Below are 13306 nucleotides of genomic sequence, written 5' to 3' on the forward strand. Positions count from 1 at the left end.
CGTCAGCGCCGGGGCAGCCCCAGCGGGTTGCCGTCGCGGAGTTCCGGCGGGAGGAGGTGGTCGGGCGTCGACTGGTACGTGACCGGGCGCAGCCAGCGCTCGATCGCGGTCGCGCCGACCGAGGTGGAGGTGGAGGTGGTGGCCGGGTAGGGGCCGCCGTGGTGCTGGGCGGGTGCGACGGCGACGCCGGTCGGCCAGCCGTTGACGAGGACGCGGCCGGCCAGCGGGGTGAGTTCGGCGAGCAGCGGGGCCGCGTCCGGGTCCTCGTCGGCGATGTGCAGGCCGGCGGTGAGGTTGCCGGGCAGCAGGCCGAGGACGGCGGTCACCTCCTCCCGGCCGGAGTAGCGGGCGACGACGGTGACCGGCCCGAAGCACTCCTCCAGGAGGAGGTGGTGGCCGCCGTCGGCGAGCACGGCGGCGTCGACGGCGAGGACGCCGGCGCTGACGGTGTGGGCGCCGCCCGCGCCGGGAGTGACCGGGGTGTCCACGCCGGGGAGCGCGGCACGCTCGGCGACCCCGGCGACGAAGGCGTCCCGCATCCGGTGGTCGAGCATGACAGACGGTTCGGTCTCGCTGACGGCGGCGGTGAGGGCGTCGAGGAAGCGGTCGCCGTCCGCTCCGCGGGGGGCGAGGACGAAGCCGGGCTTGGTGCAGAACTGGCCGGCGCCCAGGGTCATGGAGCCGGCCAGGCCCGCGCCGATCTCCTCGGCGCGCTCCGCGGCGGCGGCCTCGGTGACCACGACCGGGTTGAGGGAGCCGAGTTCGCCGTGGAAGGGGATGGGGACGGGCCGGGTGGCGGCCGCGTCGAAGAGGGCCCGGCCGCCGCGGATCGAGCCGGTGAAGCCGGCCGCCGCGACGAGCGGGTGGCGGATCAGCTCCACCCCCGCGTCGAAGCCGTGGACGAGGACGACGACGTCCTCGGGGAGGCCGGCCTTGGCGGCGGCCCGGCGCAGCAGGGAGGCGCAGAGCTCGGAGGTGGCCGGGTGGTCGGGGTGGGCCTTGATCACGACGGGGCAGCCGGCCGCGAGGGCGCTCGCGGTGTCGCCGCCGGGGACGGAGAAGGCGAGCGGGAAGTTGCTCGCGGCGTAGACGGCGACGACGCCGAGCGGGATCTTCCAGCGGCGCAGGTCGGGCCGGGGCGGGGCGGCCGCGGGGTCGGGGAGGTCGATCCGGACGTCGAGGAAGGAGCCGTCCTCGACGACCTCGGCGAAGGCCCGCAACTGGGCGGTGGTGCGGGCCAGTTCGCCGGTGAGGCGGACGGGCCCGAGGGCGGTCTCGGCGTCGGCCGCCTCGACGACGTGCTCGCCGGAGGCGTCGAGGAGGTCGGCGGCGGTACGGAGGAAGGCGGACCGGACCACGCGATCGGCGAGGGCCCCGCGGGCGGCGTGCGCGGCCCGGACGGCGTGGTCGACCTCCTCGGCCGTGGCCTCCACCGCGACCTGCTCGCGCGGCTTCCCGGTCCGGGGGTCCACACTCCACACTGGTTCTGCCGCCACCGCCACGCCCCTGTTCGCTACTCTGAACACCGTTCCCGTGGATGAACACATCCGGACGGGACTCTATTGACGGCCCGGCCGTCTCCACAAGGGCCCCGTCCGGCCGGGGCGGCCGGTGGGCGGCCGGACAACGGAAAAGGGGCGAGGGGCCATGGCGACTGCCGACGCGGGTGGGGCACAGGTGAAGTCCGCGGTGCGGACCGTGGAACTGCTCGAGTACTTCGCGGGCCGCCCCGGAATGCACTCGCTCGCCACCGTCCAGGAGGCCGTCGGCTACCCCAAGTCCAGCCTGTACATGCTGCTGCGCACCCTCGTCGAGCTGGGCTGGGTGGAGACGGACGCGACGGGCACGCGGTACGGGATCGGGGTGCGGGCGCTGCTCGTCGGCACCTCGTACATCGACGGCGACGAGGTGGTGGCCGCCTCCCGGCCCACCCTCGACCGGCTCTCCGACGACACCACCGAGACCATCCACCTGGCGCGCCTCGACGACACCAACGTCGTCTATCTGGCGACCCGTCAGTCCCAGCACTATCTGCGGCCGTTCGCCCGGGTCGGGCGCCGGCTGCCCGCGCACTCGACCGCGCTGGGCAAGGCGCTGCTCGCCACCCACAGCGACGAGCAGGTGCGCAAGCTGCTCCCGGAGACGCTCCCGGCGCTGACCGAGCACACGATCACCGACCGCGAGAAGCTCATCGAGGAGCTGCACGCCGTCCGCGAGCAGGGCTACGCGGTGGACCGCGAGGAGAACACCCTGGGGCTGCGCTGCTTCGGCGTCGCGGTCCCCTACCGGACCCCGGCGCGGGACGCGATCAGCTGCTCGGTGCCGGTGGCACGGCTCACCCCGGCCCACGAACAGATGATCAAGGACGCGCTGTTCGACGCGCGGGACCGACTGACGCTTGCGACCCGCCGCCTGTGACGCGCGGGGTCGGCCGGCGCTTGCGCCCCGCTGCCTGTGACGTACGGGATCGGCCTGCCCTGGCGACCCGCCGCCTGTGACGCGCGCGCTCAGGCGCGGTCGGCGAGGGCCTTCTGCCAGACCGGGCTCTCGACGTAGTGGTTGTCGTACTGCTCCGAGGAGGCCTTGATCTCCTCGACGCTCGCCTCGCCCCGCATGACGCGGCCGAGGAGGCGCAGGTAGTCGAAGCGGGCCATGCCGGGCGTGAAGACGAAGAGGACGTCGGCCTCGGCGCCGGGCGCCGCCGCGAAGGCGTGCGGGGTGTGCGGCGGGACGAGGAGGAAGTCGCCCTGGTCCAGGACGGTCAGCTCCTCGCCGACCAGGACCTGCAGCGAGCCGCCGAGCACGAAGAACATCTCCGAGGCCTTGGTGTGGAAGTGCGCCGGGGCGCCGACCGCGCCCTTCGCGAACGAGGAGCGGTAGCTGGTGAGCTGCCCGCCGGTGGTGTCGGAGTCGGCGAGGAGGGTCATCACGCTGCTCGGGTCGGCGGTGGTCTCGGCGGTGGCGGCGCGGGTGAGGAGCGGGGCGAAGGTCTCGATCTCGTTCATGATCACCACCCTAGGAGGCCATTGACCTTCCCGGCAGGGGCAATCGACCGTCGGAAACATGGGTCAATCCAGGGAGAGAGGAGGAGGGCTCCTCCCCCGTGCGGCGGAGGCGGTTCACCGTTCGGCAGGAGGTGGCGGCCGGGGCCCGCGCGGGAGCGTGGAGCCATGACACAGACCGCGCACCTCCCCGCCCCGGCGCCCGCCGCCGGCCACCGTCCGAACGCCGCCCGCCGGGCGCTGCGCGCCCTCGCGATCCTCGCCTGCCTCCCGTACATCTCGCTCAAGGTCGCCTGGGTGGCGGGCAGCGAGCTCGGCATCCCGGCCGGGAGCGTGCTCCTGGAGCGCCGGGAGCTGATGGCGGCCGTCAACGCGGTCTCGGTGGTCGCCGACGTCCTCGTCGTCGTCCTCGCCCTGCTCCTCACCCAGGCCTGGGGCCGCCGGTTCCCCGCCTGGCTGCTCGCCCTCCCCATGTGGGCGGCGACCGGGCTGCTCGCCCCGATCATGACCGGCTATCCGGCGCAGCTCGCGGTCGCCCTCGTCACCGGCGACGCGAAGGCCGCCGCGCCCAGCGAACCCTTCCTGGACGAGTGGGTGTTCGGCGTCGTCTACGGCGGGTTCATCCTTCAGGGCCTCGCCCTCGGCACCCTCTTCGCCCTGTACGCCCGGGACCGCTGGAGCCATCTGTGGCAGGGTCGGCTCGGTGATCTTTCCGCCCGCACGTCCGGGCCCGGGGCTCGGCTCCTCGCCGTGGCCGGCGCGGTCGTCGCCCTGGTGCCCGCCACGCTCCACCTGCTGTGGGCGACCGGTTCGATCACGGGCCTGTCCGCCCGGATGATCGCCGAACGCGACTCCGACGACTACGTCCTGGAGGCCGACCGGCTCGTGTTCGTCGTCGTCGCCGTCGCCTTCACCCTCTTCCTGGTGCTGCGCCGGCCCGCCCGGCTGCGGGTCCGCACCACGCTCGCCCTGGCCTGGACGGCCTCGGGTGCCGCGGGTTGCTGGGGCGCCTACCTGTCACTCGTGGCGCTGCTGCCGGATCCGGATCCGTCGAAGCACGTCCCCGGGCTCGTACAGCTGTCCTACGCTGGCGACATGATCACCGGGTTCCTGCTCGCCGCGTGCGTGGCACTGTTCCTTCGGCGGCGGAGCGCCGGGGCGTGAGACCGGTGACGGCCCTGTTCGGGCAGCGGGCCAGGCTGCGCTGGCTCCAGCTCATCCTGGGCGGCGCGCTGTTCATGCCGTTCTGGATGGTCGGCACCCTCGTCACGGGGCCGCTGCTCGACGACGGCGGCATGTTCAACGGCGGCCTCGGGGTGCAGTTCGGGGCGTACGCGGTGGGGCTGCCGCTCGCGGCGGTCGTCGCGCTCTTCCCGCTGGCCCGGCCGATGTCGGTGGCGGCGGCGCGGGCCCTGTGCGGGGTGGCGGCGGACCGGTTCGCGGACGGACCGGCGCGCGGCCGGGAGGCCAGGGTCCGGACGGCCGGCTGGTTCACCCTCCACCTGGGCGCCGGGGCGCTGATCAGCGGGGCGACGCTCGCCCTGCCGCCGTTCGCGGTCGCCGTCATGGCGCTGCCGTTCTCGCCGGCCCTCCGGGACTCCGAACTCGGCCGGTACTGGGGGCTCGACCGGCCCTGGTGGGTCTGGGCCGCGCTCCCGGCGGGCCTGCTGATGCTCCTCGCGCTCGCCGCCGTCGCCGCCGCGACCGGCGCCCTGCTCGCCCGGCAGGCGCCCCGGCTGCTCGGGCCGAGCCCCGCGGACCGGCTCGCGGCGGCCGAACGGCGCGCCGCCGAGGCCGAGTCCCGCAACCGGCTCGCCCGCGAACTGCACGACTCGGTCGGCCACGCCCTGAGCGCGGTCACCCTCCAGGCGGGCGCGGCCCGCCGGGTCCTGGACGGCGACAAGGCCGACCTGGAGTTCGTACGGGAGGCGCTGACCGCGATCGAGGAGACCACCCGGCGCACGGTCGGCGAACTGGACTGGGTACTGGGCCTGTTGCGCCGGGGCGAGGAGGTCGAGGAGGGCGTGGGGCCGGGGCTCGACGCCCTGGAGGCCCTGATGCGGGGCGCCGGGCCGCGGGTGGCGCTGACGGTGGACGGGGCGCTGGACTCCGTACCGGAGGCGCTGTCCCGGGAGGCGTACCGGATCGTCCAGGAAGGGCTGACGAACGCGGCCCGGCACGCGGGCGGCGCGCCCGTCACCGTACGACTCGACGCCCGTACCGAGGAGTTGGAGATCACCATGGAGAACCCCCTGCCCGACCGGCCCCCGGTCACCCGGCCCGACGGCGGGCGCGGCCTGCGCGGGATCGCCGAGCGGGCCCGGCTGCTCGGCGGCACCGCCTCCGCCGGTCCGGCCGGTGCGGTGTGGCGCCTCACGGCGAGGATCCCCCGGTGAGCGCCCCGGCGATCAGGATCGTCCTCGCCGACGACGAGCGGATGGTCAGGACGGCCCTGCGGGTCATCCTGGACGCGGAGCCCGGCCTGGAGGTCGTCGGCGAGGCGTCCACCGGCGCCGAGGCGGTGTCGGTGGTGCGGGCCGAGCGGCCGGACGTCGTCCTCATGGACGTGCGGATGCCGGAGATCGACGGGATCCGGGCCACCGAGCAGATCCTCGCCGGGATGGCGGAGCCGCCGCGGATCGTGGTGGTGACCACCTTCGAGAACGACTCCTACGTGTACGACGCGCTGCGCGTGGGCGCGGCCGGCTTCCTGCTGAAGCGGGCGGCGGCGGAGGAACTGGTGAGCGCGGTCCGGCTTGTCGCGCGGAGCGACTCGCTGCTCTACCCGGCGGCGGTACGGGGCCTGGCCGCCGAACACGCCCGCCGCCGGCCGCCGGTGGCACCGCCCTGGGTGGCACGGCTCACCGAACGGGAGGCGGAGGTGCTCCGCCTGGTGGCGACGGGCCTCACGAACGCGGAGATCGCCGAGCGGATGGGGGTGGGGCCGGCGACGGTGAAGACGCATGTGGCGGCGGTCCTGTCGAAGCTGGGGGCGCGGGACCGGACGCAGGCGGTGATCCTGGCGTACGAGTCGGGCTTCACGGGAGCGAACTAACCGGCCCCGCACCCGCGCGGACCCGCGCCCGTGTGGACGGCGCCCCTGCCCGTGCGGGCCCGCGCCCGTGCTGGGCGGTGTCCTTCCGCCGCCCGCCGTGTGGGCCCGTGCCCGGCTGGGCCTTCGCCCAGGTGCCGTGTGACCCGCGCCCGGCTGGGCCTTCGCCCCCGCCCGTGTGGGCAATCGTCCCGCTGGGGCGGGACGGGTGGGCACACGGGACGGTGCCCCCAGCCGGGCCTAGGCGTTTCGCGCCCTGACCCGCACCGACCGCGCGGCGCACACAGGGTGCGGGTTCAGGCACGGAAGCCTCTGGCGCCGGCAAGGGCGCCGTTCCGTTGTGCCCACCCGTTCCGCCCCGGCGGAACGCATGCCCACAACGGGGCGGGCACAGGCCCACGACGGGGCGGGCGCGGGCCCACAACGGCGGGGCGCCGGCCATCAACGGGTGGTGGGGGCTGGTCGTCGTCGGCTTATGAGCGCGTCGCGGTCCCGCAGCCCGCGCGGCCCTCGGCGATCGGTCCCGTCCGGTCGTACGGGTCGACCGCCTCGCCACTCGTAGCGGGCCCTCCCCCGCCGAACTCCGGCCGGAAATAGCCGGTGGCGTTGTCGCAGCCGCCGTTCGTCATGTCGGTCTTGTACGACAGGAGACTGAAGGTGCCCTTCTCGGTGATCACCTTCGACGGGTCGTCCCAGCTCACCACGGTCTCCCGCCGCACGATCACGCGCACGACCTCGTCGCCGCCGCCGGCCGGCGCGACCGGGTACACGTACGTGACGTCGGCGGTCACCTCCAGGGCCCCGAGCCGCCCCTCCCGGAAGCTCATCCGGCCACGGGTCTTCACCACGTCGCCGGCCGGGCGCGCCTGCGCCGGGTCGAAGCGGCTGAAGAGCAGCAGCGGGTCGTGGTCCTTGCCGGGGGCGGCCAGGGAGGTCGTCACGTAGGTCTGGACGTCCTTCTGGTGCGGGTTCATCAGGGCGATCGCCTTCTCCGGGCGTCCGCCGCGCAGCACCGCCGGGTCCAGGCCGGACGCGGCGAGGAAGTCGCGGGTCCGCGCGAGGGCGCGTTCCACCTCGGCCTTCGTCATCCAGCCGGTCGCCCTGGCAGGGGGCACGGTGATGCCGGCCGTGCCGTTCGCCCAGTGGGCCGCCGGGGAGCCCCGGAAGGGCTCGTCGAGGGTGGGCCGTCCGCCCGGCTCGGCGGGCGGTGCCTGGTCCGGCCGCTCCGACTCCTGCGCGAGGGGCTTCCCGGCCGGGTCGCCGTCGCCGCCGGACCAGCCGACGAAGCCGCCCGGGTCCAGGGCCACGACGAGCAGCACGAGGCAGGCCACGAGCCCCGCCACGTACCAGCCCTTGCGCCGCCGGGGGCGCCCGGCTGGCGTGTGCGCGCGCCACGGCGTCGGCTCCGCAGGCTCGGCCCGCAGCCGGCCGGCGACCTCGCGGGCCCGCGCGGACGGCTCCTTCGGCGCGTCGCCCGCGCCCTCGACGGAGGTCCGGAGGAACTCCTCCCACACCTCGTCCGGCACGGACGAACCGTCCTGCTCCCCGCCCCTGCTCACACCGACTCCTCACCCCGTGCGTCTCGGGCCCCTCCCCAGGGCCCCCACATGATCACATGGTCCTCGGACATGAAGGTTGGCTGAGAAACGGGCCACATCCGGAACGTCCGGCACCGGCCCGTTCGTCCCCACCAGTGCGATGAACAAGACGATCAGGCACACGTCGGTCTTCGTCCTGGTCCTGGTGCTCGCCCTCCTCGGGCGGGCCACCTGGGTACAGGCGTACGAAGGCAAGGCGCTCGCGGACGACTCGAAGAACCGGCGGAAGACCATCGCGCAGTACGCGCAGCCGCTCGGGAACATCGTCGTGGCCGGTTCCCCGGTCACCGGCTCGAAGAGGACGGAGGGATCGGACCTCGCGTACAAGCGCACGTACACGGACGGCAAGCTGTACGCGGCGGTCACCGGCTACAGCTCGCAGGCGTACGGCGCCACCCAGCTGGAGGGCATCTACTCCAAGGTCCTCGACGGCACCGACGACCGGCTGAAGAACCCCGTGGACGCCGTCACCCGCAAGCAGCAGCAGCCGGGCACGGTCGTCACCACGATCGACCCGGCCGTGCAGAAGGCCGCCTACCGGGCGCTCGGGAGCAAGAAGGGCGCGGCCGTCGCCGTCGACCCGGCGACCGGCCGGATCCTCGCCATGGTCTCCACCCCGTCCTACGACCCGTCGAAGATCTCCGGGACGAACGACGGCGACGTCTGGAAGCGGCTGATGGCCGACGAGGACAAGCCGCTGGTGAACCGCGCGCTCCGGCAGCCGCTCCCGCCCGGCTCCACCTTCAAGCTGGTCGTCGCGGCCGCCGCCCTGGAGGACGGCCTGTACGGCTCCGTCGACACGGCGACGAAGAGTCCCGACCCGTACACCCTGCCGGGCACCCGGACCGTGCTGAGGAACGAGAACGCCTCCGCGCCCTGCGAGAACGCCACGATCCGCACCGCGCTCCGCTATTCCTGCAACAACGTCTTCGGCAAGATGGCCGCCGACCTGGGGCAGGACAAGGTGAGGGCGATGGCGGAGAAGTTCGGCTTCAACGACGCCGAGCTGGACGTCCCGGTCCGCGCCTACGCGAGCGTGTACCCCTCCGGCATGGACAAGGCGCAGACGGCGCTGACCGGCATCGGCCAGTTCGACGTGACCGCCACCCCGCTGCAGATGGCCATGGTGTCGGCCGCGATCGCCAACGACGGCCTGCTCGCCGCCCCGCACATGGTCTCGGAGGTCGTCGACTCCGACGGCGACGCGCTGACCTCGTACAAGGACGGGGACACCGAGCGGATCGTCTCCTCCTCGACGGCCGAACAGCTGCGCAGCGCGATGGTGACCGTGGTGGAGAAGGGCACCGGCACCAACGCGGCGGTGGACGGCGCCGAGGTCGGCGGCAAGACCGGCACCGCGCAGCACGGCGAGAACAACAGCAAGACGCCGTACGCCTGGTTCACCTCGTACGCCAAGGACGCCTCGACCGGGAAGCAGGTCGCCGTCGCGGTCATGATCGAGGACTCGGGCGCGGCCCGCTCCGAGGTCAGCGGCAACGGCCTGGCGGCCCCGGTGGCGCAGAAGATGATGGAAGCCGCGCTGAAGTGAAGTGACGTGAAGTGACGGGAGACGGGGGCCGATTGGCCGCGGGTCCCCGTCGCACGATATGCAGGGTCACGCTCGTGGACCGAGCACGTATTCGATCCGCTGACCCTGCACTCACCTCGCGGAGGACCGCCGTGCGCCTGCCCCGTTCCCTGTCCGGCTGGACCATGGCGGTCTTCGGCGTGCTCGCCGCCGCCCTGGGGGTGGTGGGCCTGGTCGTCCCGGACGCCCTGCTCACCGTCATGGGCTTCGAGCCGGTGCCCGCGGGCGGGCGCGCCGACGGCGACCACACCCTGGTGTTCCTGACGGCCTCCTCGATGGCCGCGCTCAACATGGGCGTCTACTACGTCCTGGCCGCCCTCGCCGACTGGAAGCCCTTCTTCCGCTGGACGGTCCCCTTCCGGCTGCTCACCTTCACGGTCTTCACCCTGGCGGTCGTCACCGGCCGCGCCCCGTCCGGCTTCCTCGGCGTGGGCCTGTGGGAGGGGCTCGGCGCGGTGGTGACGGGGGTCGCGCTGCGGTACGAGAAGCGGGCGGTGGCGCATGCGTGAGCCGGACGGGATCGACGACATCGCCTGGGGCTCCCTGGAACACGCGTACGGGGCGGCCACCGACGTCCCCGGCCTTCTCCGGGCCCTGTACCGGCCGGACGAGGCGGCGGAGGCCGCCGACGAACTCCTCACGAACATCCACCACAGCGGCGGCTGCGTAGTCTCCTCCGCCGTGGCGGCCCTTCCCTTCCTCGTCCGCGCCGCCGCCGATCCGGCCGTGACGGTCCGGGCGGACCTCCTGGACCTCGTCGCGTGCCTCGCCTGCGAGGGGAACAGAGTCGAACCGCGCTGGGTCGCCCGCGGCTGGGCGGAGGCCTGGGACGCGGCCGTCACGGTCCTCCTCCCCCTCCTCCACGATCCGTCCGCCGACGTACGACGGGCCGTCACCGAGGCGCTCGGCGAGGCCCGGCCGCGGGCCGCCGAGGTGCTCGCCCTGCTGTGGGCCCGCTGGGAGACGGAGACCGACACCGCCGTCCGGCACGGGATCGTCGAGGCCGTGCGCGACCTCGCCCCGCACGCCGACCGGGAGCACGAGCGGACCGTCGGACGGCTGCGGGACCTGACCCGGCCGGGGGTCGAACCCGGCGTACGGCTCCGGGCCGTGGAGGCGCTGCGCGCCGCCCAGCCCGGCACCGCCGATCCACGGCACGCGCGCGTGGTCGCCGAGGTGCTGGCCGGCGGCGAGCTGGGCGGCCGGTCGGTCACGCAGGCGCTCCGGCTCCTCGGCGCCGACCGCACCGCCGTCACCGGCCTGATCGCGAAGCTCCTCGGACACGCCGACGCGACGACCCGGCGCGGCGCCCTGGAGGCGGCCGCCGGGGAGCTGGGCCGGTGGCGCTCGGCCGTACCGGCCCTGCTGCCCGCGGTGGCGGCCCTGCTCGGCGACCCGGAACCGGAGAACCGGCTCTTCGCCGCCCGGGTCCTCGGCATGTGCGGGACCGCCGCCCGGCCGTGGGCGGACCGGCTCTCCGCGATGGTCACGGACGAGGGCGAGGCCTACCTGCCCGCCCAGGACCACGCCCTGTGGGCGCTGTCCCGGACCGGCGACCCGTGCTGCGCGGAGCCGCTGGCCCGCCGCCTCGCCGGGGAGCGGCTCGGCTTCGCGTACTGCTCGGTCCATTCGCCGAGCTGGTGGACGCACGACCTGAGCCTCCACGAGACGCTCGGCCCGCTCGCCGCCCACGCCGAGGTGCTGCTGCCGCCGCTGCGGGCCGCGCTCGCCGCCGCCGGCTCCCTCGACGCCCGACGCGCGCTCTGCCAGGTCCTGACGGACTGGGGCCCGGCCGCCGCGCCGGCGATCCCCGAGCTGATCGGCCTCCTTGAGACCGACGGCGCCGTCTGGGCGCTCGACGCGCTCTCGGCGATCGGCCCGGAGGCCGCGGCGGCCGTGGACCGGGCGCGGCTGCGGGTCCTGCTGCGCGTCCGGCCCCCGGGCCGGCCGTTCGCGCCGGCCATGCTGGCCCTCGCGTACGGACGGCTGACGGGCGACCGGGAGCCGGCCCGCAAGCTGCTGCTCCCGAGGCTCGCGGAGCCGTACGGGGACGCCCAGGCCCTGGCCCTGCTCGGCGAGCTCGGCGCGGCGGGAGCCCCGTACACGGACCGGCTGCGGGAACTGCTCCACCGGGACGACACGGGCTGGCTGCCGCTGCGCGCCGGCGAGGCGCTGTGGCGGGTCACCGGTCGCGCCGACGAGGTGGTGCCCGCGCTGGTGGCGGCGATCGAGCCGTACACCGGCGGGGGCGTCACCCGGTCGGTCACCGAGACGGTCCGGCTGCTCGGCCGGATCGGCCCGGCGGCCGCGCCCGCCGTACCCGCGCTCCGGGCGTTCCTCGACGCGGACGAGCGGCCGGTGGAGCACGGCAGCTGGCGGTCCGTACCGGAGGACGACGAGCTGTGCGCGGCGGCGCACGCCGCGCTGCGGGCCGTCGCGGGTCCGGCGCCCCGCGGCGCCGGAACACCGCCCGACCAGGGCGATCGCCGGATGTGACGGGGTGGCGGAGGGGCCGCAGGCCCTGATTCCTAGGGCATCTGACCGATCCCCGCGGACCGCCTCAGACGCCAGCCTTCGGCCATGCGTTGGTATTGGTATCTGACAGGTGTCGTCGTCTCCGGATTCGGCACGACGGCGATGTGGCTGGTCTCCGGGATCTGGGTCAAGTCGCTCACGGGCTCGGACAGCCTGGCGGCCCTGGCCTCCTTCGCCCTGTGGGCGCCCGTGCTCCTCGGGCCGCTGCTCGGCACGCTCGCCGACCGGGTGCGGCGCAGACCGCTCATGGTCGTCCTGAACCTGGCGATGGCGTGCCTGCTGCCGCTCCTGCTGTGGGTGGAGTCGGCGGACCGGGTGTGGCTGCTCTTCGCGGTCCTCGTCCTCTACGGGGCGCAGGGCTCCGTCCACGACGCGGCGGAGCAGGCCCTGATGGCGAACGTGGTCGACGAGGACCGGCTCGGCACGTTCAACGGGCTGCGGATGACGGCGAACGAGTCGATGAAGCTGATCGCCCCGCTGGTCGCGGCGGGGCTCTTCGCCGCGTACGGCGGCGGGCCCGTCGCCCTCCTGGACGCGGTGACCTTCGCGGTCGCGGCCGGCGTGTTCGCGCTGATGCCGGTCCGGGAGGCGCCTCCCGCCCGGCCGGAGTCCCGGAACTGGTGGCGCGAGACGGCCGAGGGCGTACGGCTCCTCCGGGCCTCGCGCCCGCTGCGGCCGCTGGTGGCGACGGGCGCGTTCACGATGCTGCTCGCCGGGGTGAACGGCGCCGCGATCTACGCCGTCGTGGACGAGGGGCTCGGGCACGCGCCCGCGTACGTCGGTGTCCTGTACGCGGTCCAGGGCGTGGGCTCGGTCCTCGCGGGCCTGGTCTCGGGCCCGCTGCTCCGCCGGATCCCGGAGCGGACCCTCGCCGCCGTCGGCCTGGCGCTGTTCGCGGTGGCGGTGGGGGTACGGGGAGCGCTGCCGTACGAGGCGACGGCCCTGGCGGCGAGCGCGATGATCGGCCTGGGGATGCCGTGGGTCCTGATCGCGGTGATGACGGCGGTCCAGAAGGAGGCCCCGCCGGAGGCCGTCGGCCGGGTGGCGGCGACCGCGAACACCCTGGTCATGGCGCCGAACGCACTGGCGATCGCGCTCGGCGCGGGGCTGGTCGCGGTGACGGACGCCCGGGTACTGCTCCCGCTGCTGGCGCTGGCGGGCGTCGCCTGGGCGGCGGGCCTCGGCTTCCGTGTGGGCAATCGTCCCGCAGGGCGGGACGGGTGGGCACACGGGACGGCGCCCTCGGCGGCGCCTCCGCCCCCTGCTCCCTGACCCGCACCCCAACGGCGCCGCACGACGTGGTGCGGGCTCAGGCGCGGAAGCCTCTGGCGCCGGCAGGGCGCGGGCCCGTTGTGCCCACCCGTTCCGCCCCAGCGGAACGATTGCCCACAACGGGGGCGGCACGAGGCGCCCACAACGGGCGGGGGGGCACCGCCCAGCCGAGTGCGGGCCCCACACGGGCGCGGGCGCGGCCCGCGCGGGGCGGGGGCGGCGCTCAGCCGGGTGCGGGGCCATAACGAGCGGGGCGGGC

General features: G+C 75.0%; 11 protein-coding genes. 8 read left to right on the plus strand and 3 right to left on the minus strand.

The annotated features are described in order from the left end of the window. Positions 1–2: 2 nt before the first annotated feature. Positions 3–1496 carry an aldehyde dehydrogenase (NADP(+)) gene (locus SVTN_RS09040; protein WP_174518244.1) on the minus strand — a complete coding sequence of 498 codons (1494 nt, stop codon included), beginning with the start codon at positions 1494–1496 and terminating at the stop codon, positions 3–5. A gap of 151 nt (positions 1497–1647) precedes the next feature. On the opposite strand from SVTN_RS09040, the gene SVTN_RS09045 reads away from it, so the two are divergent. Further along, complete coding sequence (locus SVTN_RS09045) at positions 1648–2418, plus strand: IclR family transcriptional regulator (RefSeq protein ID WP_041128612.1); 771 nt, start codon at positions 1648–1650, stop codon at positions 2416–2418. Positions 2419–2507: 89 nt separating this feature from the next. Here the strand turns inward: SVTN_RS09045 and SVTN_RS09050 are convergent, their stop codons facing one another. Further along, on the minus strand, positions 2508–3005 hold the full coding sequence (locus SVTN_RS09050) for a cupin domain-containing protein (protein WP_041133714.1): 498 nt from the start codon (positions 3003–3005) through the stop codon (positions 2508–2510). Between the two features lie 165 nt (positions 3006–3170). On the opposite strand from SVTN_RS09050, the gene SVTN_RS09055 reads away from it, so the two are divergent. The 3 genes from SVTN_RS09055 to SVTN_RS09065 are packed head-to-tail and all read left to right on the plus strand — an operon-like array spanning position 3171 to position 6057. Beyond that, positions 3171–4166: a hypothetical protein gene (locus SVTN_RS09055; RefSeq protein ID WP_041128613.1), complete on the plus strand. Its 996-nt coding sequence runs from the start codon at positions 3171–3173 to the stop codon at positions 4164–4166. Then, positions 4163–5398 carry a sensor histidine kinase gene (locus tag SVTN_RS09060; protein WP_041128614.1) on the plus strand — a complete coding sequence of 412 codons (1236 nt, stop codon included), beginning with the start codon at positions 4163–4165 and terminating at the stop codon, positions 5396–5398. Before SVTN_RS09055 ends, SVTN_RS09060 begins: the two co-directional genes overlap by 4 nt. Before the next feature lie 41 nt (positions 5399–5439). Continuing rightward, on the plus strand, positions 5440–6057 hold the full coding sequence (locus tag SVTN_RS09065; RefSeq protein ID WP_052499639.1) for a response regulator transcription factor: 618 nt from the start codon (positions 5440–5442) through the stop codon (positions 6055–6057). A 470-nt stretch (positions 6058–6527) separates the two neighbouring features. On the opposite strand, the gene SVTN_RS09070 is transcribed toward SVTN_RS09065, so the two are convergent. After that, the gene (locus SVTN_RS09070) at positions 6528–7613 is read right to left on the minus strand and encodes a hypothetical protein (protein WP_167352199.1); all 1086 of its coding nucleotides are present in this window, start codon (positions 7611–7613) and stop codon (positions 6528–6530) included. A gap of 139 nt (positions 7614–7752) precedes the next feature. Here SVTN_RS09070 and SVTN_RS09075 point away from each other — a divergent pair, with 139 nt between their 5' ends. The 4 genes from SVTN_RS09075 (at position 7753) to SVTN_RS09090 (ending at position 13047) form a co-directional block, all read left to right on the plus strand. Then, positions 7753–9201 carry a peptidoglycan D,D-transpeptidase FtsI family protein gene (locus SVTN_RS09075; RefSeq protein ID WP_041128615.1) on the plus strand — a complete coding sequence of 483 codons (1449 nt, stop codon included), beginning with the start codon at positions 7753–7755 and terminating at the stop codon, positions 9199–9201. A gap of 164 nt (positions 9202–9365) precedes the next feature. Then, positions 9366–9749, plus strand: coding sequence for a hypothetical protein (locus SVTN_RS09080; protein WP_052499640.1), 384 nt, complete (start codon positions 9366–9368; stop codon positions 9747–9749). Beyond that, on the plus strand, positions 9742–11736 hold the full coding sequence (locus tag SVTN_RS09085; RefSeq protein WP_052499030.1) for a HEAT repeat domain-containing protein: 1995 nt from the start codon (positions 9742–9744) through the stop codon (positions 11734–11736). The genes SVTN_RS09080 and SVTN_RS09085 overlap by 8 nt, the downstream gene beginning before the upstream one ends. Positions 11737–11820: 84 nt before the next feature. Further along, positions 11821–13047, plus strand: a complete 1227-nt coding sequence (locus SVTN_RS09090) for an MFS transporter (protein WP_078908263.1) — start codon at positions 11821–11823, stop codon at positions 13045–13047. Positions 13048–13306 lie beyond the last annotated feature (259 nt).

This window comes from Streptomyces vietnamensis, assembly GCF_000830005.1.
In the GTDB taxonomy this organism is placed as follows: domain Bacteria; phylum Actinomycetota; class Actinomycetes; order Streptomycetales; family Streptomycetaceae; genus Streptomyces; species Streptomyces vietnamensis.